This is a genomic window from Streptomyces sp. NPDC029292, from assembly GCF_055569295.1.
This window is the reverse complement of sequence record NZ_JBVHXR010000043.1, coordinates 1-23,271: the sequence shown is the minus strand read 5'-3', so window position 1 is coordinate 23,271 and position 23,271 is coordinate 1. Positions and strand designations below refer to the sequence as shown.

Here is a 23,271-nt window from a genome sequence, read left to right as displayed (position 1 = left end):
TCGGCCAGCCCGCCACTGCGAGTTCAACCGCAGCAGTGGCGCGCAGAAGAATCGTAAGGGCGTCGTACCGGACGTTGGCACGCCTAGCAATCCGGCTCGCTACAAGACGATTCCTACCGGGAATAACATGCGTGACAGGGACACCGAGTATAAAATGTTGACGTACATTGCCAACCAACTCGGCGATCCGTCGAATGTTAGCGGAAGTCTCACCATGCATTCGACTCAGCAAGCCTGCTTCTCCTGCACGACGGTCATTGGGCAATTCGCGCAAGAATTTCCGAACATCCGCATCAACTATACGTCGGGAAAATGAGGTAGATTGTAGTTGGGCGTGAGGTGGGGTGCCGATCTTGGTCGGCACCCCACTGCCCGTTTCTACAGAATTGGGGAGTTGTGGTGGAAGTCGAGCCGTGGACGCCTGTGCATCAGGCTATTGAAACCAACGACTATGAGGAACTAGCTACACTTCTCGATGCCGGAGCTGATCCGAACGAAGTTTGCTTCGGGATGACCCTGCTCGCGCATGCCATCGAACTCGAAAGTGATTCGACGCTGCAGTCCGGGTATCGGTTGCATTCCGCACTTACTGCGATTGTGCTTGCCTATGGCGCAGACCCCGCCTTGATTTCACGTGACGGGCAGACTCCCCTGGAAATTGCTGAGGAATACAATCACGAACCGGCCAAGAATCTTTTGCGGCGTTTCTTGTCGCGAGGTGAAAGCTACATATCGGATGTGAGTTGTTCAGGAGGGCCGGGCTCGGGAGGGAGCTCTCCTAGATAGGCAGAGCATATTTCTTCACTGGGAGCGGATCACCAGACGCGTTGGCGATCCGCTCCCAGTGTTATGGCAGGTTAAATGGGTGTGCGCCAAAAATGGTGAGGGAGTTTGCGGTGGCAGTTGAGCCGTGGACGCCTGCACATCAGGCGATTGAAGCGAACGGCTACGAGGAAATTGCCACACTCCTCGACACTGGGGCAGACCCGAACGAAATCTGTTTCGGTATGACCCTGCTCGCGCATGCCGTCGAACTCGAAGGTGATTCGATGCTGCTGGCGAAGTCAGTACAAGCGGAGCGCCTACCGCTTGCCATGGCCTCGTACTACGGGGTGTGCCTGGACTGTCCCGAGTTGGGTGGAGTCGAGTTGCTTGGTTTCAGGCTACTGGCGGGGTGCGGGGTTCGTACTCCACCGGGCTGAGCATGCCCAGCGCGGAGTGCCTGCGCTGTCCCTGGCCGGTCCGGGTGATCGTGGACTCCCAGTCCGTCAAAGGCGCGGGGACCGTGTCGAACGCGACGCGAGGATACGATGCGAACAAGCATATAAATGGGCGGAAGCGGCATCTCCTTGTTGACCAGGACGGCCTGCTCGTCGACCTGCTCGTCACTCCTGCCGACGTCCAGGACCGCGACGCGGCCCGCATCCTGCTGACCCGCCTTCACGCCGAACACCCTGAAATCGTCCTGGTCTGGGCGGACAACGGCTACGGGGGCGAGGAGTTCAGCACCTGGGCCCAGGACACGCTGGGCATCACGATCAAGGTCGTCCGCCGCCCCAAGGACGCCAAGGGCTTCGTACTGTTGCCGAAGAGGTGGGTGGTGGAACGGAGCAACTCATGGACAATGCGGGCCCGGCGCAACGCAAGGGACTACGAACGCCTGATGTCCCACGCCGAAGCCCACATCCAATGGGCCTTCATCACCCTCATGTCCCGCCGCCTGGCCCACCCCCGCCGCCAGACCAAGGCGTCGATGGTCACCCTCGCAACCGCCTGAAGGCCAACACGCTGCCGCTGCCGTTCGGAACCACGACCATCGACGCCCAACCGAACGGCAAACGGGATCACCACCATCCTTCACGCCCCCGTGACCTGCGAAAAGGAGATGTGACACAGCTTCTCAACTTGTTCCTTAACCTCGGGCTCGGTCGCGTGGTCACTCTTTGGAGTGATCGCAGGGTATGCGGGCGGCCTTCCTCGTGATCCTGAACTCTGCGACGAGATCCAGGAGTTCACCAGGAAGGCCGTGAGGATGAGTGTGCTGGCGCCGGTCGGCGAACGGGACGTGTTCGCGGAACTGTCACGCTTTCGGACGGCCTTCTACGGGTGTCTGTCCGCGCGGGCAGATGCCTTCTTCGAGCTGGCCGACGCGCTGCTGTGTGCGGACGGGCCGGTGCGGACACCGGTCGAGTTGTCGCTGGTCGCCGAGCACCAGCGCGGATACGGCTCGTTGTACGGGGCCTTGAACCGTGGCCGCCTGGACGTGGACCGGCTACGGGATCTCCTGGTGTCGATGCCGTTGCCGCGTTTCAACGGGCGGATCGTGCTCACCGTCGATGTCTCCCCGTGGCTGCGCTCGGACGCCGCGTGCTCGCCGGAGCGGTTGTTCTGTCACGTCCACGGCCGTTCCCGCGCGGCCGCGCAGATCATCCCGGGCTGGCCGTACTCCTTCGTCGCCGCGCTGACACCGGACCGCACCTCGTGGACCGCCGTGCTGGACGCCGTCCGGCTCGGGCCCGCCGACGACGCCGCGGCCGTCACGGCCGGCCAGCTCCGGCAGGTGACCGAACGCCTCATCACCGCCGGCCAGTGGCAGCCCGGCGACCGGGACATACTGATCGTGATGGACGCCGGCTACGACGTGATGCGCCTGGCCTGGCTGCTGCGGGACCTGCCGGTCGAACTGGCCGGCCGCCTGCGCTCGGACCGTAACCTGCGACTCCCGGCCCCGCCCCGCGTCCACCAGCCCAAGGGCGGCCGACCGCCCAAGCACGGCAAGGAGTTCCGCCTCGCGAAGCCGGAGACCTGGCCCGAGCCGCCGCTCGTGACGGTGAACGAGACACCCCGCTACGGCAAGGCCGAAGCCCGGGCATGGGACCGGCTCCACCCGGAACTCCAACAACGCTCCGCCTGGATCGACCACGACAGCGAACTCCCCATCATCGAGGGCACGTTGATCCGTCTCAAGGTCGATCACCTGCCGGGCGACCGCGACGCGCCACCGGTGTGGCTGTGGTCCTCCGCCACCGGGGCCAGCCCGGATGATGTCGACTTCGTCTGGTCGTGCTACCTGCGAAGATTCGACTTGGAGCACACATTCCGCCTGTTCAAGCAGACGCTCGGCTGGACCCGGCCCCGGCTGCGTGACCCACAGGCGGCGGACCGCTGGACCTGGCTCATCATCACTGCCCACACCCAACTCCGCCTCGCCGCCCCGCTCGCCACCGACCAGCGCAAGCCCTGGGAGAAGGTCACCCGCCCCGGCACGGTCCTCACGCCGACCCGCGTCCGGCGCGGGTTCCGACACCTCCGACCTCACTTGCCCTGCCCGGCCCGCGTGCCCAAACCCTGCCGACCCGGCCCCGGACGCCCACCCGGCTCCAAGAACCGGCACCCCGCCACCCACCACGACGTGGGAAAAACCGTCAAACGACCCAGCACCCTCCACGAACGAGACCAGGCCAAACGTTAAGGATCAAGCTCAACGTGTCCAGCCCTCCGGCGGCTTGACGAACACGATTGGGAATCAGTCACATTTGCCCCCGCCCGGCCGCCCGGATGCACTGCCGCACGGCGACCGCCGGGCTGCGGCGATGCGCCGCTTTGAAAGACGCTGAGTCCCCGGACGGGGGCCTCCATCAGACAGGATGCCCCTTTCGCTTCCAGCCGGTGGCGTGTGCGCCGTATCGGCGGAACAGGCGACCGTGTCACAGGAGCCAGATGAGGGCATGCACCAGGTTCACGTCAGCAAGGCACGTGCCTACGCTGAGTGAAGACTGCGGAGGTCGGCCTGCCAGGGCCGCCGGGCATCGGTGAAATGCGGGGTGGGCATGGGGGCCGGATCCGTCGAGGGCGGCACATTCGATCTGAAGAGCCTGTTCGGGGAAGCCACTTACTACATTGAGTACTACCAACGGGAGTACGCATGGTCCGCCGAGGATGTGCGTACGCTGGTGAACGACCTCTTCGAGGCGTTCGCCCGGCTGTCCCGCGAAGGGGGCCTGCACCGCCGCGACGCCGAGGTCTTCTTCCTCGGCCCCTTCGTCTACGTCCAACAGGCCCGCCGGGTGCGGTTCCTCGTCGACGGGCAACAGCGCTTTACCACGCTGCACTTGCTCTTCCTGCACCTGCTGCAGGCAGCGCGCGGCTGGGGGCTGCAGGACGTGGTCAGCAAGCTCGACCGAGTGATCACCGACTTCGGCCGCGGCAACCGGCCGCAGTTCCGCCTCGACATCGACGAGCGTCAGGACGCTCTTGAGGCCCTCTACTGGGAACGTCCCTACGAACTGCCGGCTGGCGCCTCGCTGTCGTTGCGCAACTTGCACGACCGCAGTCAGCAGATCGGCGACCTTCTTGAGGACCTGGGGGAGGAGCGCTGCCGGGCCTTCGTGGACTGGCTGCTGTCGAAGGTCGTCATGGTCGGCATCCGGGCGCCCAGCCGCGACAGCGGGTTCCGCATTTTCGAGTCGATGAACGACCGCGGAGCCCGTCTCACACCCGTTGACTTGGTCAAAAGCTTCCTCCTCTCCAATGTCCGGCGGGACGAGGAAAAGCTCAATGACGCCTGGCGGCGCATGCTGGCCGAACTCACCGCGGTGAACGGCGACAGCGACGCCCCCCGCCGCTTCCTTAAAGCTGCCCTCCTGGCCCGCTACGCCGCAGTCGGCGAGGATGAGACGGCCGACAGCGAAGACATCGACACCGCCTTGAACATCTGGGTCCGCAAGAACCGTGCGCGCATTGGCCTGCACGAGTCAGACGACTACTTCCGCTTCGTCGACGATCTCATCCGTCTCGCCACACATCACCGCACCTTCCTGCACGCCAGCAAGCAGCCGCACCCCCAACACGGACTGGCCGCCCTCTTCTATAACGAGATCAACGGCCTGACCAATCAGATGGCGCTCGTCCTGGCCCCGATCCAGCCCCACGACACCGACACCCAAGCCAAGGCCAAAGCCGCCCTGGCCGCCAATTACCTCGACCGCCTCTACGTCGACCGCGCTCTGAGAGACGAGCCCGTCCACGCCAAGGACTTCCACCGGGACATCCACCGGCTCATCCCACTCCTACGGGACTGCGCCACCGCCAACGATGTGGCCGCGCTGCTGTCCCCGCTCTTGCCCGACTCCTCCTTCGTGACGGTGACCACGTTCGGCATGCGCGGCAACAACAAAGCCCAGGTCCGCTACCTCCTGGCACGGCTGACCGACTACGTGGAAACAGAACTTGGCGAACCCCCCGTGATCGCCGACTACCTGAGTCGCGAACGCACCTGGCAGATCGAGCACCTGTACGCCAACCACCCCGAACGGTACACACACGAGACACCCGACGAGGTCACCTTCCGCGCCTGGCGCGCCCGCCTCGGAGTCCTGGTCCTACTGCGGCAACCCGACAACGCCAGCTACAACGACATGCCTCTGGAGGCCAAACGAACCCTCTATGCCCGCCAGAACGTCCTAGCGGCCATCCTTGCTCCCGGCTACCGCAAGAACCACCCGGCGCTCAAAGGCTTCATCGCGCGTCACGGGATCGAACCGTACTTCCGCGAGTTCGGCAAAGAGACCATGCGCCAGGTCGTCGAGATCCGTGGCGAGCTCTACCGCCTCCTCTGCACCCGCGTTTGGGACCCCCAGCGGCTCGGCTTCCGTGCACCGCAACAGCACACTGCAGACACGGATATGGCACCTCCGCCTCCCCAGCCGCTGCAGACCCACCTCGCACGCATGATGCGCGCTGGCGTCCTCCCACCCGGCACTGAACTCGACGCGGAACACCGGGGCCGTCGTCACACTGCAACGGTCGACGCAGCCGGCTACATCACTCTGCCTTCCGGCGACCGCTATGCCAGTGCGGATGAAGCCGGCCGAATCGTCTGCGGAACCCGCCGCTGCGCCGGAATGGCTTTGTGGCACGTCACGTCTGGAGCGGAGTCGCGCATATCTCTGCGCGACCTGCGGACTCAAGCCCAACAGGACGGCCGCCTCCTCGGATCCCGGCGTGCTGGCCTCGCTTTCCCGGAGGCACCCTGACTACCGCCAAGAGGCGCCCCGCGTAGAGGAGTTTGAGCCCGTCGATCCGAGAGCTGCCGGGTGGTCGGGACAGCAGTTGCCAGTTCCGGCGCCGGTCGTCCACGTGTGATGGCATGCAGGACAGACTCCTGCGGATGCTCAGTTGGCTGCTGCCTCCTGCTGCGGCTCGGCCGCAACAGGCTCCGAGGCGGCCGCAGCGGTGTAGAAGACGGATGAGCCCTGCTTGGCGCGGTGTGCGTGGCTCTTGGCGACCAGCCCTTCGAGGGTGGTGCGCACGACGGTTGTCTTGATGCTGCGGTCGGGGTGGGCCTGCGTGAGCGTAGAGCAGATTTCGGCGGCGGAGCGCGGCTCGTTCTGCTGCTCCAAGTGGCCGCGGATCAGGTCGACGAGGGTCGGCTTGGTGGCTGGGCAGGTTGGGCTGCCGGGCCGAGTTGGGTGGGGGTGAGGTCGAGGGGCGGGTGAAGAGCCTGCGCGAGGTCGATGGCCCTCACCTCTTCGGAGCCCAGAGTGAACGAGACGGGGATGGGCGGGGTTTCGAAGTGTGGGGGGATCGTCAGGTCGCGGCGGGCGGGCCGGAGTGAGGTGAACAGGGTGGTGAGGCCGTGCTCGGCGGCCAGGGTTTCCGCGAGGGTCTCGATGGTGTCGAGGGGTGGGGTTTCGTTCTGGGCGTAGCCGAAGGTCAGGGTGATGTCCTCCTCGACTCCGGCGGGGGTGCGGGTGATGCGGATGGTGGCGATGGCCGGGCGGTCGGGGTGACCGACGGCGATCAGCCAGGTGGGCTGGGGTGCGCGGACGCGGACGGCCACGGCTACCGTTACTGGATGCGCGCCGACAACGGCATCGGCGACGGCTACGTCAACGACTGGTACCTCGACACCGGCGGCCCCGGCTCATGGAAGTCCCAGATCCCACAGTGCTGAACCCACGGACCTGCGGGCCCCGGCGAGACGACGGCCGGGGCCTGCGAGCCTGTCAGCAGGCGCCCTCGTCCTGCCAGGGGCCCCACTCGACGGCGCTGGGTGTCTCGTTCTGAGTCCACCACTTGGCCTTCCAGTTGTGCTGGTTGTACGAGACCTCGTCACCCTGGACGTAGACCGAGGCCGAATTCCATGCCGCCTTGCACCCGGACGTCGACGTTGACGTCGGGGTGGGGGTGGGGGTGGGGGTGGGGGTTGGAGTGGACGAGGGCGGGGTGGCTCCGGCGAACGTCACCGAGTACTTGGTGCCCGTGGTTCCGGGCGAGTTGGGGGTACTCGGAGTCCACACGGGACGACGACCTTACTCACCGGAAGGGGCGGGCATCATGCTGGCGATCATCTCTGCGGCCCTGTTCTTCATCGCCTTTCTGATCAACGCGGCCGACATCTCGACCAACGACACCTTCACCTCCACCAACGTGATGCTGCTCGGGCTCACCGTGCTGGCCCTTCACATGGCCGGCGTGGGAACCGGCTGGTCGGTGCGCGGACGCAGGCGATGACGCGGGCGTCGGGGCCGGCGCAGGAGGGGAGCCCGTGATGCCTCGTGCGTACGGTCCGACGCGGGCCCCGTCCCCACCGCCACCACTCCCGGCTCACCACCCGGTCCAGGTCCCGGCCCAGCGAGGCCAGGGCGTCCCGGCCGACCTCGAACACCGCCTCCGCCCCCGCATCCGGCGCGACGTCGAGTTGTACGAAGGGGCCCGTCACTCTGGTCCACGTGACCGCGGTGGCTGTGGTCCTTGCTGTTGCGGAAGACGGGCGGCTGGGCCGCCGACACGGTACTGACCGTTAAGTTGACACACCCGGTCAGAGGCTGAAGACCCGTCGTGCGTTGCCGGACAGGAACAGCTCGGTGGCCTCCTCGTCCCGGCCCAGCTCGCCGAGGTGTTTCAACGCCTGTCCGGGGGTGATCATGGGGTAGTTCCTGCCGAACAACACCTTCCTGCGGCCCCGGCCGCGCAGGGTCGACTTCCCCGGTCTGGCGAGCGGGCAGTACGCCGACAAAGCCCACGATCCCGGGGTGCGCGTTCGCCGAAGGTCGGTGATCGCCCCGGGCCGATGCAGTGCCGTGGCGGAGGGGGCCGGGCCAGGAAGGTCAGATGGCGTTCGGCTTGCGCGGCCGGCCAGGGGTCCTCGCGTCGGCGGCCGGCGCAGGGCGGTGAAATGGATTCGGCGCTCGCTGACAGGCCCTAAGGACCTGTCAGCGAGCTCGTCCCGAACGAGACCGGTCAGGCCGTCAGCACCATCACCCCCATCAGCGGCACCATGACAGGACTGCCCAGCCGGGCGAGCCGCGTCCCCAGCCCGGCGCGCCCTGCCGCGCGAGGCGGCAAAATGCCCGCGAACAGAGCTGTGCGGGCGCCCGCCCAGGCCAGCGTGACAGCGACGGTGACGGCCGCGGCCTGTGCCGGCACAGCGGTGTGGCCCGCCTCGCCCGCGGCTGCGGGCCAGGCGGTCAGCGCGAGGAGCACCGCGCAGGCGACCAAGTCGGCGCACGTGTACCAGCGGGCGCCGGACGGGCCTGCGGTGGGCTGGGCGGTGGCCGGACCGCTTGCCGGCCACCCCGACCACACCGCGCTCGTGGCCAGCATCGCCGCGCCCGTCCAGGGCACGACGGCGCTGGTGCCCGGCAGACAGGCCACGGCCATGACGACCCCCATCACCAGATGAGGCAGCCAGCAGCGGACGGACGCCCGGCTCCGAGCGGACCAGAGCGCGGCCAGGGCGCAGCCCGCACCGAGCACGGCCATGGCCGTCATCAGCACGATGTGCGCCGTCCCGTCGTGCGTCGCCATGTGCGTCAGTGGCACGACGGTGCCTGCTCACCGCCGTGGCAGTGCCCACCGTTGCTGCTGCGCGGCACATCGAGGGTCGGGTTGCGGTCGAAGAAGCCGACAGGCTTGAGGGCGAAGCCCGTGTAGTCGACCGGCATGACCGGCCAGTCCTCGGGGCGTGGGAAGTGGGTGAGACCGAAGGTGTGCCACAGCACGATGTCCTCGCCGTCGATGCTCCGGTCGGCGGCCGTCCAGGCGGGCAGCCCCGCGCCGCCCGGGTGCTGGTTGACCAGATCGCCCGCCGGGTAGCGCTCGTCGTCGGCATGCCGGGTGACCCACAGGTGACGGGTGGCGAAGGCCGCTCGGGAGGTGACGGACGCCGAGTCGTCGGCGAGCAGCGTCGGCAGTCCCTCGGGGACGAGGGCGTAACCGACCGGCTGACCGAGCCGGTTGCTGACCTCCGGATTGACGACGTGCCAGACCCTGCCCCGGCTGCCGTCGGCCTGCCGCTGTGCCTCCTGCTCGCTGCGCAGGCGGGTGACCTGCCGCCCGAAAGCGTTGCCGTGCGGGTTCTTGTCGCTCACGGGCACGCGTACGGCATCGATCTCTTCGACGGCATTGGACTGCCCGTCGACGGCCATGTCGAGCCGGGCGGAGAAGAGGTGCTGGTGGAAGGGCGCGCCCAGGCCGGGGGCGATCTCGGTCGCGAACTCCCGCCCCTGCTCCGGATATCCGGAGGTGAAGACGATTCCGGTGGCCTTGGATTCGCACTCGATGGTGCCGTCCAGGTAGAGGTACCAGTAGAAGCCGTAGTCGTAGTTGCCGACGGTGGTGAAGAACGAGATCACCAGGCGGCGCTGGCGGCGGGTCTCGTTCGAGCCCGCGAAGAGGTCGGAGTGCTTCCACAGCACGCCGTAGTCCTCCTCGTGCATGCAGATCGCGTTGCGGATGGTCCGCGGCTCACCGTGCTCGTCGGCGACGACGACGTCCGTGTAGTGGATCTCGCCGAGGCAGTCGCAGCCCAGTTCCAGGGAGTTGGTGTAGCGGCCGAAGAGGTACTCGCCCTGGTCGAAGTAGTTCTGCCAGAAGCGCACCGGAGACGGATCGGCGTACGGGACGACCATTTCCGCGATCGAGGCACGGTGCACGACGGACCGGTCGCGGCCCTTTGCGCGGTCGTGAAAGCTGATCTGGTGGAGCGTCAGACCCTCGCGGACGTTGAAGCCGAGCCGCAGGGTCCAGTTCTCCCAGCTGACGACCCCGTCCTCGACGGTGAAGCTGACTCCCTCGGGCTGGGTGATCTCGATGGGCTTGAGGGTGGTGCGGGCCGGTCCGGTGTACGTGGGGTCCTGGAAGTTGCCGGGCTCCTTGGGCACGGGGACCAGTTCGTCGTCGATGACCTGTACGACAGTGCGTGCGGTCAGGTCGACATACGCGACCAGACCGTCGACCGGGTGGGCCCAGGGGTGGTCCTGCTCGTGGTCCTGGTGGAATCCGAAGCTGCGGACGATACGGCGGCCTGCCTCGCCCTCGTAGCCGTAGTGGCCGGCGGAGAGCGGGACGGCCCGTACGGTCGAGGCGTCCAGTCCCCGGCGGGCCAGCGCCTCCCGCCAGGCGTGGTCGGCATCGACGATCTCCTGAACGGTCTCGAACTCCTCGTCCAGGATCGGGAGTTGGCCGGACGCCGTGGTGTCGATCTTCTCGAAGTGGTCCAGAGTGCCGCGGGTGACGGAGACGATCGTGTCGTACGAGGCGCCGTTCGCCCGGTCCAGGAGCAGGATCCGCACCCGCCGGTCCACGGGGCCGCCGGGCGTGAAGGCGAGCAGTTCGGCCTTGGCCGGTTCCTCGGGAACCAGGGAGACGAAACGCACGTCTGGCCCGAGGTGCCCGGCCGCGTCCAGGACGGCGCGGGCGGCGCGTATCTCGTCGGCGGTGAGCATCGCGAGGGGGTGCGCGGTCGGCGGCACGGTGAGGCCGGTGGCGGCAGCGGTGTCGGTCACGGTCATGGGGAGTGCTCCAGGATCTCAGGATGTGCGGGTCGTCAGAGAGAAAGGGCTGTCGGTTCAGGCGGGGACGGGAACCTCGCCGGCGCGGCGCCGGCGTTCCCGTACGACACCGAGTACGAAGGCCGCGGCCGGCACGCCGAGCAGTACGGCGGCGAGGGCAGTGGAACCGCCGATCAGCAGCGGGAAGTTGAGGACCGTCAAGGTCAGCAGCACGGCCAGGCCCAGGCCGCCGAGGGCGGGCGCCCACCGGGTGTGCCAGGGGCGGGTGTCGCTGCCCGTGCGGCGGAAGAACACCAGCACTGCGACGCACGTGAGCAGCATCAGGACATCGACACCCGCGGTGGCCACGCCCGCCATCCACGTGAAGATCTCGGTGATGGGATCCATCCCGGCGAGGGTGAACACGGCGATCAGCGCGGCTGCGCTCACGGTCTGCGTCAGGGACGCCGCGTACGGCGAGTGATGGCGCGGGTGGGCGCGGCCGAGCCGCGCGGGCAGCGCCTCACGCCCGGCGAGTGAGTGCAGATAGCGGGCGATGACGTGGTGGAAGGAGAGCACGCAGGCGAAGAGGCTTGTCACGAACAAGGCCTGGGCGAGGTGTTCGGCGAACGGCCCGAGGTAGCGGCTCACGGTCGCCGTCAGCATGCCCTCCGGGTCGCGGCCGGCGGCGGCCACCGCCTGCTCATCGCCCCAGGCGGACACCAGGGCCCAGCTGGAGAGGGTGTAGAAGCCTCCGACGAGCGCGAGGGCCAGATAGGTGGCGCGAGGAATGGTCCGGTCAGGGTCGCGGGCCTCGCTGCGGAAGACCGCTGTGGCCTCGAAGCCGATGAACGCGGCGATGGCGAAGGTGACCGCGAGGCCCGGCGATCCGGAGGTGAGCCGGGACGGGGTGACGAGGGCGGTGGACAGCCCGTGGTCACCGCCGGTGGCCACGACCGCCATGTCCAGTACGAGGACGATGCCGACCTCGCCGATCAACAGGGCCCCGAGTACCTTGCCGCTGAGGTCGACATGCCGGTAGCCGAGCAGACCGACCAGCGCGATCATGGCGCCGGTCCACAGCCACCAGGGGATGTGCGGCCCGCCGTAGGACTGGACGAGGCCGTCGACGGCGACACCGATGTACCCGTACACCGACACCTGGATCGCCGTGTAGGTGACCAGGGCGAGGAACGCCGAACCGAGACCGGCGCGCCGGCCGAGTCCCTTGTCGACGTACGCGTAGAACGCCCCCGCCTGACGCACGTGTCGCGCCATCGCACAGAAACCGACCGCGAACAGCAACAGCACCACGCAGCAGACGGCGAACGCCGCGGGATACGCGGAACCATTGCCCAGGGCGATGCCCAGCGGCACGCTGCCGCCCACGACGGTCAGTGGCGCGGCGGCCGCCAGGACCATCAGCACGATCGAAGCGGTACCGAGAGAGCCGCGCAGACCGGGCCGGGCGGCATCGTCTCCGCCGGTGGTTGCGCGGGGTGAACTCGCCGTACTGCTCACGGTGCCTCCTGGATGATCGGCGGGAGTCGGCCTGCCCGGCAGTCTCAACGCCTCCCGTTGCCGGTCCGTCACACCTCCGTCACGGACCGCGGCACAGCGAACGGGAATGCTCCGCGCGGGTTTTCCCGTTCGGGAACACACCCTCGCAACGGGAAGCTCATATGCCGGAAACACGACGCCTTTACCGTGCCGTCGGCACCACCGGCACCGGGAGGACAGCGATGAGCGCCACCAACACGGCGACACAGGCCTCTTCGCCCTCGGTGTTGCGCGGCCGCTCTCCCGTCGAGGGCCTCGACCGCCGCTCCCTCGGACCGCTGCCGGTGCTCGCCCAGTCCGTCTCGGCCGTGGCCCCGGCCGCCGCGATGGCCGCCACTCCCGCCCTGGTCACCGCGGATGCGGGCACCTCCGCGCTGTGGTCGGTGGCGCTCGCCGCGCTGCTGGCGCTGCTCGTCTCCGTGTGCGTACGCACCTTCTCGATCCGGATGGCCGCGCCAGGCGCCCTCTACAGCTTCACCGCCAAGGGCCTGGGCCCCGCCGCGGCCTTCGCCTGCGGATGCGCCTTGCTGATCGGCTACGGCGTGCTGGCCATGGGCGCTCTGACCGGCGCCGGACTGTATGCAGAGCAGCTGTTCGCGCGGCTGGGCATGACGGCCGGTCCACCCGAACTACTGGTCGCCCTCGCACTGCTGACGGTCGGCATACTCACCGCGTACCTCCTCGTCAGGGGAGTGCGGCTGTCCGCGGGCCTCGCTCTGTGCCTGGAGGCCGCGTCGATCGTCCTGGCCCTGGCATTCTTCGCCGTGCTCCTCGTACGCCAGGGCCCACACCCCGACATGCGTCAGCTGACTCCACCCGATGCGAGTCCGGCGGCGCTCGCCTCGGTCGTGGCGGGCGCACTGCCCGCGTTCGGCGCGTTCATCGGCTTCGAGAGCGCCACAGTGCTGGGCGCGGAGGCACGTCGGCCGTTTCTCGTCGTGGGACGGGCCGTGCGGTGGACCGTCGTGTGCTCCGCCGGCCTGTATCTGCTGGCGACCTACACCCAAGTGCTGGCGGCAGGAAGTAACGGTGTCCTGTCCCCGCTGGGCGAGTTCCCCGACCGCCATTCCGCGGTGCGGCTGCCTATCCTGCTCGACCTCGGCATCGCCATCTCGTTCTTCGCCTGCGCCGTGGCCTCGGGCACCGCCTTGGTGCGTCTGTTGTTCTCGATGGGCCGCGAACGCATGACACCGCGCCGGCTGGGCAGGACGCATCCCACACACGGCACGCCGCACATCGCGGTCTCCTTCGTGCTGCCCATCCTGGTGCTGGTCCCGCTCGGCCTGCTCGCCACCGGTCTCGAACTGTCCAATGTGTTCACCCTGTTGCTGAGCCTGTGCACCTACGGATTCCTCACCGCCTACGCTCTCGTATGCCTGGCCGCACCGGCGTTCCTGCACCGCATCGGCGAGCTCACCCGGGCCCCGGTGGCCGCGGCCGCGGTCTGTGTGCCGTTCCTGCTGCTCGTCCTCGCCGCCCACGCCCGGCTCAACGTGTCCGCGGGCAACGCCCTGCTGCCCGGTCTCTTCGCGCTGCTGATGGGTGCGGGAATGGCCTGGTTCCTGCTGGCCCGCCGACGTGATCCTGAGCGTGTCGGGGCGATCGGGGTGTACGACGAGACGAGCGCGCAGGACGTTCTGCACCCGGTGGACAGCCGGCGGGCGCGGTGAGCGGTGATGCACTGCCTCTGAGCGGGCGCCAGCCCCGCGCCATACGGAACACGCTCGCCGTACTGCAACACGTGGCAGCAGCCGGACCGGGCGTCACCGCCAAGGAGATCTCCACCGAACTGCGGCTGGCATCCGCCACGACGTACCGGCTCCTCAATCTGCTGGTCGAGGAAGAATACCTCGTACGGATGCCCGATCTGCGAGGCTTCGCTCTGGGCCGCAACGTCGTCGGCCTTGCGGGGCCGCGCCCGGTCCCCGCGGTGCCCGCGGCCGCGCATGCCGTGGTCTCCCGGCTGCGCGGACATATACGGTTCGGGGTCCACCTGGCCGGATACGCCGACGGGCACATCCACTTCACCGATCCGGACCCGGATCACCCGCCGACCGACGCCGGCGTCCTCACCCGCCACCCACACGCCTCGGCCCTCGGCAAACTGCTCCTCGCCGAAGGACATGAACTGCCCGCCCACCTGCCCGCGCTGACGAGGCACACCCTCACCACGCCTGCATCCCTCGCCGCCGAACTCGAGCGTGTCCGCGCCGAAGGCATCGCCGAGCAGCGGTGCGAACTCGATCCGCACCATGCCTGCCTGGCCGTGCCCGTCCACAGCGCCGCCACGGGCCGCCTGGCCGCGGCCCTCGCCGTCTGCGGCACTCCCGAGCGGCTCGGCGATCCGGGCACTGACCTGGTCGACCGACTGCGGCAATGCGCGAGGGAGCTGACATCCTTGGTGGTCTGAGCCGAGGGCAGTGGAGCCCACCGCAATTCCCGGTGGCGCGAACGGTTCGCGCAGATCGAGGCGACGTCGGCGGCTCTGCCGGGCGAGGGCTGGCCTCGCCCGTGGCGGGGACTGCGACCAGGAGGGCTCATCGCACCGTGACTGCTCAGGTCCTTGTGTGACCTGGCGGCATCCCCGCAACGTTCACCGGGTGAGGCATTCCGGGCTGTCTCGGGCTCCTGAAGATCGCCGTCGACACGCGACGAGGCCGCCACGCCGAGGAGCCGTTTCGACTTCGTTCTGTGAGAGTGCGAGGTCACCCGGTAAGGGCTTGGCCGAGACGGTTTTGAGGTCGTCTCAGGGCCGGATCTGATCTTCGTTTGGTGGCTAGGGTGAAGTCCTTCCCGCGACTGCTCGGAGGTGCCCTCCCGGTGACGGATTCCTTTGTTCACCTGCACAATCACACCGAATATTCGATGCTCGACGGCGCGCAGAAGCTCAAGCCGATGTTCGCCGAAGTCGAGCGTCAGGGCATGCGGGCCGTCGCCATGAGCGACCACGGCAACATGTTCGGTGCCTACGAGTTCCATCAGGTGTCCAAGGGGGTCGACGGCGTCAAGCCGATCATCGGGATCGAGGCCTACGTCGCGCCGTCCTCGCGCCGGAACCGCAAGCAGGAGTTCTGGGGTCCGGGCGGCCAGCGGGCCATGTCGGACGACGGTGAGGGCTCGAAGGACGTCTCCGGCGGTGGCCGGTTCACGCACATGACGATGTGGGCGCAGAACGTCCAGGGTCTGAAGAACCTCTTCTACCTGTCGACCGAGGCCAGCTACACCGGCCAGTTCCCCGCGGGCAAGCCGCGGATGGACATGGAACTGATCAGCGAGCACGCAGGCGGCATCATCGCCACGACGGGCTGCCCGTCCGGGGCGATCCAGACGCGGCTGCGGCTGAACCAGTACGACGAGGCCCGTGAAGTCGCTGCCGCCTACCAGGACATCTTCGGCAAGGAGAGTTACTTCCTGGAGCTGATGGACCATGGGCTGTCCATCGAGAAGGACGTCCGCGACGGGCTGTTGCGGCTGGCCAAGGACCTGAACATTCCGCTGCTGGCCACGAACGACGCGCACTATGTGCATGAGGACCAGTCCGATGCGCACGACAACCTGCTGTGCATCGGGGTGGGCAAGAACAAGGACGACCCCAAGCGGTTCCGGTTCCAGGGCAGCGGCTATTACCTCAAGACCGCCGCCGAGATGCGGGAGCTGTTTGCGGAGCTGCCAGAGGCCTGCGACAACACCCTCCTGATCGCCGAGCGCATCGAGTCCTACGACTCCGTCTTCGAGAACGTCGACGAGATGCCGCAGTACCCGGACGTGCCGGAGGGGGAGACGCAGGAGTCCTGGCTGCGCAAGGAATGCCTCAAGGGCCTGGCCATGCGCTACGGCGACCCGATCCCGGCCGAGGTCATGGAGCGCTTCGAGACCGAGATGACGGTCATCGGCCCCATGGGCTTCTCCTCCTACTTCCTCGTGGTCGCCGACATCTGCCGCCACGCCCGCGACAACGGCATCCCGGTCGGGCCCGGCCGCGGGTCGGCCACCGGCTCGATCGTCGCGTACGCGACCCGGATCACCGAGCTGTGCCCGCTCGAGCACGGCCTGCTCTTCGAACGCTTTTTGAACCCTGAGCGCATCAACCCGCCGGATGTCGACCTCGACTTCGACGACCGCCAGCGCGACGCCATGGTCCGCTATGTCACCGAGAAGTACGGCGACGAGTACACCGCCATGGTCAACACCTTCGGCAAGATCAAAGCCAAGAACGCGATCAAGGATTCGTCCCGCATCCTCGGCTACCCCTTCCAGCACGGCGAGCGCATCACCAAGTCGCTCCCGCCGGACATCATGGGCAAGTCGATCCCGCTGGACGGCATCTTCGACTCCGCGCACCCGCGCTACGGCGAGGCCGGCGAAATCCGGACGATGTACGAGAACGAGCCGGAGGTGAAGAAGGTCATCGACACCGCCAAGGGTGTCGAAGGCCTGACCCGCGGCACCGGTGTGCACGCGGCCGCGGTCATCCTGTCCAAGACGAAGCTGACCGAGCGCATCCCGCTGCACATGCGCGCCAAGGACGGCGTCAAAATCACCGGCTTTGACTACCCCAGCTGCGAAAACATGGGGCTGGTCAAGATGGACTTCCTGGGCCTGCGCAACCTGGGCGTGATCGACCACGCGCTGACGAACATCCGCGAGAACCGCGGCGTCAAGCTGGCCACCGTCGACCCGGGCAACGGCGACACCAGCGTCACCGTGATCCCGCTGGATGACAAGAAGACCTTCGAACTCCTGGGCCGCGGCGACACGTTCGGCGTGTTCCAGCTCGACGGCGGCGGCATGCGCGCGCTGCTGAAGCTGATGGAGCCCTCCCGCTTCGAAGACATCGCGGCCGCCCTCGCCCTGTACCGGCCCGGCCCGATGGCCGCCAACGCGCACACCAACTACGCGCTGCGGCAGAACGGCAAGCAGGACCCGGACCCGATCCACCCCGAGCTGAAGGAAGTCCTGGACCCGATCCTGGGCTCCACCCACCACCTGCTCATCTTCCAAGAGCAGATCATGGCCATCGCCCGGACCTTGGCCGGCTACACGCTCGGTGGCGCCGACATGCTGCGCCGCGCGATGGGCAAGAAGAAGCCCGAGGTGCTGGCCGCCGAGTGGCAGAAGTTCCACGACGGCATGACCGACAACGCCTACTCGGAAGAGTCCATCAAGGCGATCTGGGACGTCATGCTCCCGTTCTCCGGCTACGCGTTCAACAAGTCCCACACCGCCGGCTACGGACTCGTCTCCTACTGGACCGCCTACCTCAAGGCCAACTACCCGGCCGAGTACATGGCGGCCCTGCTCACCTCTGTCGGTGACGACAAGGACAAGGCCGGCATCTACCTCGCCGATGCCCGCAAGCTCGGCGTCACCGTCCTCGCGCCGGATGCGAACGAGTCGCTCGCCGAGTTCGCGGCCGTGGGCGACGACGTCCGCTTCGGACTGCTGTCAGTGCGCAACGTGGGCGACAACGTCATCGAATCGATCATCGCGGCCCGCAAGTCCAAGGGGAAGTTCACTTCGTTCTCCGACTTCCTCGACAAGGTCGACCTGCCCGCGCTGAACAAGCGGGCCGTGGAATCCCTCATCAGATCCGGCGCCTTCGACTCCCTCGGACACACCCGCAAGGGACTGTCCGCCGCCCACGAGAGCGCCATCGACGCAGTCGTCCCGCTCAAGAAGGCAGCCGCCTACGGACAGGACGATCTCTTCGCCGGCCTCGGCGATGCAGCCGGCGACGACGACGGCTTCAGCCTGGACGTGCAGATTAGCGACGACGAATGGCCCCGCAAACAACTGCTGTCCATCGAACGCGAGATGCTCGGCATGTACGTCTCCGCGCACCCGCTGGACGGCACCGAGCACATCCTGTCCAACAACCGCGACACCACCATCGTGGACCTGCTGGCCTCAGGGCGCACCGAAGGCGTGGTCCGCCTCTCCGGCCTGATCACCAGCGTCCAGCCCAAGATGACCAAACAAGGCAACGCCTGGGCCATCGTCAACCTCGCCGACCGTGACGGAACGATCGAGGTCCTCTTCTTCCCCGCCACCTACCAGATGGTCGCCGCCGCCCTGGTGGAGGACAGCGTCATCACCGTGCAAGGCCGCGTCAACGACCGCGACGGCGCCATCAGCATCTTCGGGCAGGAACTGCAGGTCCTCGACGTGACCTCCGCCGAACGCGACGGCGCAGCCCCCGTCCAGCTCCGGCTGCCCTATCACCGCATCAACGAGCTGTGCATCAACGAACTCAAACGCATCATGGGTGCCCACCCCGGCCAGAATCCCGTTCAACTTGCCGTGCGCGGCCCGCAGAAAACCATCGTCTACCAGCTTCCCTCGCTGGTGAACGCCGCTACCATCGCCTCAGACATCAAGGGATCCTTTGGCCCGGAAGCGTGGCAAGGGGTGGCGTGAGCGAGGAAGCCAGTACACGCGAGCCGCACGACTTAGAAGAGATCGTCCTCAACGTCGAACAAACACCACCCTGCCCCAACTGCAGCCAGCCGACAATACTGCTGGCCCACTATCCCCACAGCTGGCGCAACAACAAGGGCGGCACCGTCAGCGGCTTCAGAGAAGCCGTGCTGTGCCGAGTCTGCGACCGCGATGACTCGGCCGCCGAACCCCTGGTCGCCCTCTATGAAGAGGATGGTTCCCTCCCCGCCGACAAACTCGGTATCTTCGGGCCGCTCGCCGAGGTGTGGCGCGAAAACCGCCGGAACACCGCCGTCGATGAGGAACTCCTCAACGAGCAGGAGCGGCTCTGGCGAGGCGGCGAGCTCTAGAAATGTGCTCGCTGACGGGCAGCTTGACCTGTGAGGCGAGACAGAACGGGGACCGTTGTCCAGTTGCCGACTTTCGTTGTGACAGCAGGAATCGCTACGTCTTGACGGCGTTCGGGAACCGACCGGAAGGGGAACTGGCGTCACCGGTCGGGGCCGCCTTGCTCGCCGCCCGGCCCGGTCAGCCCCGCCGGCGGGAGCGCATCGTTGTGGAACCCAGTTGGGTGTAGTTCGTGCTGCCCTTCGCCCGCATGAAGGGGCGGAAGATCCTCCGCGACTGCCGACTGAAACTCGGTCGCGTCCGCCACGCCATGCTCGGCATCGCCCGCATGTACAACATCGCCCTTGCCAGACAGACGAGCCGACCGGTCAGTAAGCATCGCTACCCACACCAACCCGAAGATCATTAGAGCCTGTCCGGAGTTCTGATCACGTGGCAGGGAAAAGGGTTGGGCGGGCTGATCCGCTACAACGCCCACCTGGCGGAGCGCGCCGTGCCGGAGTGGCAGGCGACTCTGGACGCCCTCCAGGAACTGCCGGAGATCGGCGCCGAAGGACTGGTCGGCTACTTCGGCCTGAACATGGGCACCGCGATCGGAGTGCCGCTGACCGCGATCGAACCCAGGATCACCGCCGCGGTCTTCGGTCTCCACTGGCCCGATGCCCTGGCCGAGGCGGCAAAGCAGATCACCATCCCGATCGCATTCATGCTCCAGTGGGACGACGAGCACATCCCGCGCGAGTCAGGGTTGGCGCTGTTCGACGCCTTCGCCCGGCACCTCAGAGTGGAGTTCCGGCTGCGTCGAGGGCCGGGTGACAGACATCAAGCTGCTGAAGCGGCAGATGGCGGGCCGGGCAGGACACCCCCTGCTCCGCAAGCGCGTCCTCCTCGTGGCCGCAGACCGACGACAACACAGAGTCACGACCACAGAAGACTCATGATCGGCTTCACGGAAATCTTTACTGAGCCACTTTTCAGCCGTCGCCGACAATTCGCTTGTCGAAGTAGGAGCCCGACTGTGTCCCTGCGGCATCGCCACGAGTACGCCGTAGTCCTTCCTCGTGGCCTCCCGGACGGCTTCGAAATACCGGCCACAGAGTTCCCCACCGCCAACGGCGGTGAGTGCGCACCGCTTCCGGGCCAGATCCACCAGGTTCGAGCCGGTGTAGTCGTTAAGAGACGTAAAGACGCCGGTTCCTCGCGTACTCCTCTCCGTCCCGCTCGCCGGACCCGCACCATCTGGCAGTACTGGCACGTCCCGGCTTTGTCAGGGCCGCTCCCGCCCTCCCCGGCATCACCCGGATCAGGCTGCCCTCAGCTCCACCCCCCTGCTACGACAGGTCGGCGGTGAAGGTCTCTCACCTCCACACGAAACACAGCGCCTCACGGGCCAACTCGAAGACGATCCACGCCCCGAGCGCCGCCGCGGTCCTTCCACCTGCGGCCACACGTCCTTCTTCCAGAGCTCGACCGCGTGTTCGTCACGTTCCAGCGCGCGTCGAGCCGGGCTCTGCCAGGACCAGCCATGGCGGTGCAGCAGCCGCCATACTCCCGCGATGGAGCAGCTGATCTGGAACTGGCGGCCGATGAGTGTTCTGACGCGTTCCAGTGTCCACCGCTGGTCTTCCCAGCCATGCGCGGCCGGACCTTTGGCGAGCTCCTTTTCCAGCAGGGCGAACCGTTCGTCCGACAGCTTCGGCAGTTTCGCTGGTCCCTTCGACTTCAGACCCTCCATGCCGCCCTCACGCCAGTTGCGGCGCCATTGCTCCACCGAACGCTCGCTCACCCGCAGGTCTTTGGCGATGTCCGAGGTCGTGTCACCTCGTACGAATCTCTGCCCGGCCTCCAGCCGGATCCCTTCACGCGCAGCCCGCCGCTTAGCCGTCAGGCCCCCGCCGTCCGCATACCGCATAACACCGGCATACCGCAGAGATCACCCAACGTCACCATCCGAAGGCAACCCGAAAAGATCAGTAGACACCGTTTCTGTTGGTGGTCCTCCCGGCTGCGGTCGCGCTCGGTGCTCCTGCTAAAACCCAGGCATGACTTACAGATTCATAGCTCGTGCGGTAGCTGCAGAAGTCGACCGCGCCAACGACGTCATGCGGGCGGGTGTCGCGGAGGACGACGACGGCGAGGGCTTCTTTCTCCTGTTCATGAGCAACATCGGCGAACCGTCTCGTCAGAACGTGTCGCTCGGCCTCGACACGTACTGCCTGGTGACTCAAGACCAGAGCACGGCCTATGGATGTGTCCGCGAGGTGGCCTTGTCGGACAACCTGCTCACTGTGTCGCTGGACCCTGCTGCCTTGGATGACTTGGAGTTGGAGAACGCGCAGATCGAGGCACTGCTCGATGCTTCTGAAGAGGACATCGAGCGGTTGCGGGAGGTGCTTGTGCAGTTGCTGGCGTTCGGGCGCGAGAATGCCCGTCCCCGACGTGTCGATCTCTAGGCGTGCTTCTGCGTCGTCAGCCGACGGTGGCAGATGAGGGCCGCGGCGATGCCGACGAAGGCCAGGAAGTGCTCGGGCTTGCGTTCGTAGCGGCGGTGCAGGCGCCAGCAGCCTGCCAGCCACGACACTGTTCGCTCTACGACCCAGCGGTGGCGGCCCAGCCGCTGCGAGGACTCGATGCCCTTGCGGGCGATGCGGTGGGCGATTCCGCGCTTGCGGAGCCATCGGTGCAGGTGGTCGTAGTCGTAGCCCTTGTCGGCGTGCAGCTTCGCTGGCCGTCGGCGACGGGGGCCGCAGCGCGAACGGATGGGAGGAATGCCGCGCACGAGCGGTTCAAAGCCCTGGCTGTCGTGCAGGTTGGCGCCGGAGACGTCCAGCGACAGGGGCTGCCCGTTGCGGTCCGTGATCAGGTGGTTTTTCGATCCCGGTTTGCCGCGGTCGGTCGGATTCGGTCCGGTCAGTGGCCCCCTTTTGCCGCCCGGACGCTGACGGAGTCGATCGCGCACCGCGACCAGTCCAGCTCGCCTCTGGTACCGAGTTCATCCAGGACGACGCGATGGAGCTTCGCCCACACCCGGGCCCGGCTCCACTGGGCGAAGCGCCGGTAGACCGTGGGCCAGGCCGGTCCGAACATCGGCGGGAGCTGCCGCCACGTGCAACCCGAGGTGGCCACGAAGATGATCGCCGCCAGCGCCTCGCGGTCACCCGACCGTCGCTTGCCGCCGCCCTGCGGGCGCTTCACCTCTGTCGCCGGCACTACCCGCCGGAAGAACACCCATAACTCGTCCGGCACCAGCCACTCAACCAGATCCGTCTTAGGGTTCTGGCATGCCTTTCTCTGCTGCTCCGAAGCAATCCACGTCTGGGGGCGTGTTCTCGTCGCTGCCGCGACAGCGGACACGTCGGCGGCGGCTCGCCACGGCTACCGGAGCTGGTCTCGTCGTGATCGCCGGAGGCATATGGCTTCTGTTGGGCACCGGGCCCAAACCAGGCGACCATGCACCCATGGCCATATGCGCCGTCGACAGCAACACCCTGCGCGCCGACGTAGACGCGGACGGACAACTGGACGAGATCCACGACCAATACGGCGACGGCACCAGCTCAGTGGTCTTCCAGAGAGACGATCACCGCACCACTGTCAGCGTTGGCGGTGCCCGCGGGTTTTGGCAGAAGCTGGGAGGCGCATCGAAGGAGGACATGGAGACACGGGGAACCTTCGGCGACTTCGACGGCGACGGGTACCTCGATCTGGCCCTCTTCTACAGTCAGCGCGACGAGGGCGACACTCCGCAGGACAACATGGTGGTGCATGAGGTGCACTACGGGCCTCTCGCCCGCGACCTGAGCAGTGACCGGACCGGCACCATCCGTATGAAGCACTCGACGTTCGTGTACGGGGTGCGGGCCACCGACACCAATCACGACGGCCGCGCCGAGCTCCAGGTCTTCCAGTCAGGCGGGGATGGCACCGTTTCCCGCTATATCGGTCGGCAGTACGGCGGCGGGGTCTCTGTGAGCCATGAGGAGACCGACTTCTACGGGGTGTCGGACTGGCCCGAACTCAAGCTCGGCTGGCTCGACTTCGGTGCCTGCGCAGATGGCTAGGTGTTCTGTCCACGGAGGTTGGTGACAGTGATCACGGCTGGGTGATCTTGAACGAGTGAGGGCCTTCCGGGTTCGGTGTGGATTGCGAC

General features: G+C 67.1%; 18 protein-coding genes and 5 pseudogenes. 15 read left to right on the top strand and 8 right to left on the bottom strand.

The window, feature by feature from the left end; genetic code table 11:
* Positions 1–97: 97 nt before the first annotated feature.
* From ACZ4WS_RS46685 to ACZ4WS_RS46660, 6 genes and pseudogenes are all read left to right on the top strand, one after another.
* A pseudogene (locus tag ACZ4WS_RS46685) lies at positions 98–316 on the top strand (deaminase domain-containing protein); the annotation flags it as partial.
* An 83-nt stretch (positions 317–399) separates the two neighbouring features.
* The gene (locus ACZ4WS_RS46680; protein ID WP_467990145.1) at positions 400–786 is read left to right on the top strand and encodes an ankyrin repeat domain-containing protein; all 387 of its coding nucleotides are present in this window, start codon (positions 400–402) and stop codon (positions 784–786) included.
* Positions 787–896: 110 nt separating this feature from the next.
* Complete coding sequence (locus tag ACZ4WS_RS46675) at positions 897–1,202, top strand: hypothetical protein (RefSeq protein ID WP_467990143.1); 306 nt, start codon at positions 897–899, stop codon at positions 1,200–1,202.
* A 2-nt stretch (positions 1,203–1,204) separates the two neighbouring features.
* Positions 1,205–1,777 carry a transposase gene (locus ACZ4WS_RS46670; RefSeq protein WP_467990141.1) on the top strand — a complete coding sequence of 191 codons (573 nt, stop codon included), beginning with the start codon at positions 1,205–1,207 and terminating at the stop codon, positions 1,775–1,777.
* A 255-nt stretch (positions 1,778–2,032) separates the two neighbouring features.
* Complete coding sequence (locus tag ACZ4WS_RS46665; RefSeq protein ID WP_467990139.1) at positions 2,033–3,472, top strand: NF041680 family putative transposase; 1,440 nt, start codon at positions 2,033–2,035, stop codon at positions 3,470–3,472.
* A 358-nt stretch (positions 3,473–3,830) separates the two neighbouring features.
* Positions 3,831–6,035 (top strand): GmrSD restriction endonuclease domain-containing protein, encoded by a 2,205-nt coding sequence (locus tag ACZ4WS_RS46660; protein WP_467990137.1) that lies wholly within the window; start codon positions 3,831–3,833, stop codon positions 6,033–6,035.
* A 138-nt stretch (positions 6,036–6,173) separates the two neighbouring features.
* On the opposite strand, the gene ACZ4WS_RS46655 is transcribed toward ACZ4WS_RS46660, so the two are convergent.
* The 3 genes and pseudogenes from ACZ4WS_RS46655 to ACZ4WS_RS46645 all read right to left on the bottom strand — a co-directional run.
* Positions 6,174–6,401 (bottom strand): BlaI/MecI/CopY family transcriptional regulator, encoded by a 228-nt coding sequence (locus ACZ4WS_RS46655; protein WP_467990135.1) that lies wholly within the window; start codon positions 6,399–6,401, stop codon positions 6,174–6,176.
* 11 nt (positions 6,402–6,412) lie between these two features.
* Positions 6,413–6,841: a DUF6177 family protein gene (locus ACZ4WS_RS46650; protein ID WP_467990133.1), complete on the bottom strand. Its 429-nt coding sequence runs from the start codon at positions 6,839–6,841 to the stop codon at positions 6,413–6,415.
* Between the two features lie 166 nt (positions 6,842–7,007).
* Positions 7,008–7,256: pseudogene (locus tag ACZ4WS_RS46645) on the bottom strand (carbohydrate-binding protein); the annotation flags it as partial.
* 82 nt (positions 7,257–7,338) lie between these two features.
* Between ACZ4WS_RS46645 and ACZ4WS_RS46640 the strand changes: the two are divergent.
* On the top strand, positions 7,339–7,515 hold the full coding sequence (locus ACZ4WS_RS46640; RefSeq protein WP_467990131.1) for a hypothetical protein: 177 nt from the start codon (positions 7,339–7,341) through the stop codon (positions 7,513–7,515).
* Between the two features lie 729 nt (positions 7,516–8,244).
* Here the strand turns inward: ACZ4WS_RS46640 and ACZ4WS_RS46635 are convergent.
* From ACZ4WS_RS46635 to ACZ4WS_RS46625, 3 genes are read right to left on the bottom strand one after another with little or no spacing between them, the layout of a single operon-like run.
* Positions 8,245–8,811, bottom strand: a complete 567-nt coding sequence (locus tag ACZ4WS_RS46635; protein WP_467990129.1) for a hypothetical protein — start codon at positions 8,809–8,811, stop codon at positions 8,245–8,247.
* 5 nt (positions 8,812–8,816) lie between these two features.
* On the bottom strand, positions 8,817–10,796 hold the full coding sequence (locus ACZ4WS_RS46630; protein ID WP_467990127.1) for a primary-amine oxidase: 1,980 nt from the start codon (positions 10,794–10,796) through the stop codon (positions 8,817–8,819).
* Between the two features lie 57 nt (positions 10,797–10,853).
* Complete coding sequence (locus ACZ4WS_RS46625; protein ID WP_467990125.1) at positions 10,854–12,296, bottom strand: APC family permease; 1,443 nt, start codon at positions 12,294–12,296, stop codon at positions 10,854–10,856.
* A gap of 221 nt (positions 12,297–12,517) precedes the next feature.
* Here ACZ4WS_RS46625 and ACZ4WS_RS46620 point away from each other — a divergent pair, with 221 nt between their 5' ends.
* The 6 genes and pseudogenes from ACZ4WS_RS46620 to ACZ4WS_RS46595 all read left to right on the top strand — a co-directional run.
* Complete coding sequence (locus tag ACZ4WS_RS46620; protein WP_467990123.1) at positions 12,518–14,005, top strand: APC family permease; 1,488 nt, start codon at positions 12,518–12,520, stop codon at positions 14,003–14,005.
* Positions 14,002–14,745 (top strand): IclR family transcriptional regulator, encoded by a 744-nt coding sequence (locus ACZ4WS_RS46615; protein ID WP_467990121.1) that lies wholly within the window; start codon positions 14,002–14,004, stop codon positions 14,743–14,745. Before ACZ4WS_RS46620 ends, ACZ4WS_RS46615 begins: the two co-directional genes overlap by 4 nt.
* A gap of 410 nt (positions 14,746–15,155) precedes the next feature.
* Entirely contained in the window at positions 15,156–18,752 is a 3,597-nt protein-coding gene (dnaE, locus tag ACZ4WS_RS46610; RefSeq protein ID WP_467990118.1) for a DNA polymerase III subunit alpha, read from the top strand.
* Complete coding sequence (locus tag ACZ4WS_RS46605) at positions 18,749–19,123, top strand: DUF6300 family protein (RefSeq protein ID WP_467990116.1); 375 nt, start codon at positions 18,749–18,751, stop codon at positions 19,121–19,123. The genes dnaE and ACZ4WS_RS46605 overlap by 4 nt, the downstream gene beginning before the upstream one ends.
* 239 nt (positions 19,124–19,362) lie before the next feature.
* Positions 19,363–19,530: pseudogene (locus ACZ4WS_RS46600) on the top strand (IS5/IS1182 family transposase); the annotation flags it as partial.
* Between the two features lie 48 nt (positions 19,531–19,578).
* Positions 19,579–19,893, top strand: a pseudogene (locus ACZ4WS_RS46595) (alpha/beta hydrolase); the annotation flags it as partial.
* A gap of 622 nt (positions 19,894–20,515) precedes the next feature.
* Here ACZ4WS_RS46595 and ACZ4WS_RS46590 read toward each other — a convergent pair.
* Positions 20,516–21,033 (bottom strand): annotated as a pseudogene (locus tag ACZ4WS_RS46590) (winged helix-turn-helix domain-containing protein); the annotation flags it as partial.
* Between the two features lie 130 nt (positions 21,034–21,163).
* Between ACZ4WS_RS46590 and ACZ4WS_RS46585 the strand changes: the two are divergent.
* Positions 21,164–21,574: an Imm10 family immunity protein gene (locus tag ACZ4WS_RS46585; RefSeq protein WP_467990114.1), complete on the top strand. Its 411-nt coding sequence runs from the start codon at positions 21,164–21,166 to the stop codon at positions 21,572–21,574.
* On the opposite strand, the gene ACZ4WS_RS46580 is transcribed toward ACZ4WS_RS46585, so the two are convergent.
* A protein-coding gene (locus ACZ4WS_RS46580) for an IS5 family transposase (protein WP_467990160.1) occupies positions 21,571–22,382 on the bottom strand; the annotation gives its coding sequence in 2 pieces (ribosomal slippage) (positions 21,571–22,037 and positions 22,037–22,382; 813 coding nt in all). The genes ACZ4WS_RS46585 and ACZ4WS_RS46580 overlap by 4 nt on opposite strands.
* Before the next feature lie 197 nt (positions 22,383–22,579).
* Here ACZ4WS_RS46580 and ACZ4WS_RS46575 point away from each other — a divergent pair.
* Positions 22,580–23,182, top strand: coding sequence for a hypothetical protein (locus tag ACZ4WS_RS46575; protein WP_467990113.1), 603 nt, complete (start codon positions 22,580–22,582; stop codon positions 23,180–23,182).
* Positions 23,183–23,271 lie beyond the last annotated feature (89 nt).

Coding starts and splice junctions, on each gene's coding strand:
- ACZ4WS_RS46670 (WP_467990141.1), top strand. CDS start 1,205: ATGCCCAGCGCGGAGTGCCTGCGCTGTCCCTGGCCGGTCCGGGTGATC.
- ACZ4WS_RS46665 (WP_467990139.1), top strand. CDS start 2,033: ATGAGTGTGCTGGCGCCGGTCGGCGAACGGGACGTGTTCGCGGAACTG.
- ACZ4WS_RS46660 (WP_467990137.1), top strand. CDS start 3,831: ATGGGGGCCGGATCCGTCGAGGGCGGCACATTCGATCTGAAGAGCCTG.
- ACZ4WS_RS46640 (WP_467990131.1), top strand. CDS start 7,339: ATGCTGGCGATCATCTCTGCGGCCCTGTTCTTCATCGCCTTTCTGATC.
- ACZ4WS_RS46635 (WP_467990129.1), bottom strand. CDS start 8,811: ATGGCGACGCACGACGGGACGGCGCACATCGTGCTGATGACGGCCATG.
- ACZ4WS_RS46630 (WP_467990127.1), bottom strand. CDS start 10,796: ATGACCGTGACCGACACCGCTGCCGCCACCGGCCTCACCGTGCCGCCG.
- ACZ4WS_RS46620 (WP_467990123.1), top strand. CDS start 12,518: ATGAGCGCCACCAACACGGCGACACAGGCCTCTTCGCCCTCGGTGTTG.
- ACZ4WS_RS46585 (WP_467990114.1), top strand. CDS start 21,164: ATGACTTACAGATTCATAGCTCGTGCGGTAGCTGCAGAAGTCGACCGC.
- ACZ4WS_RS46575 (WP_467990113.1), top strand. CDS start 22,580: ATGGCCATATGCGCCGTCGACAGCAACACCCTGCGCGCCGACGTAGAC.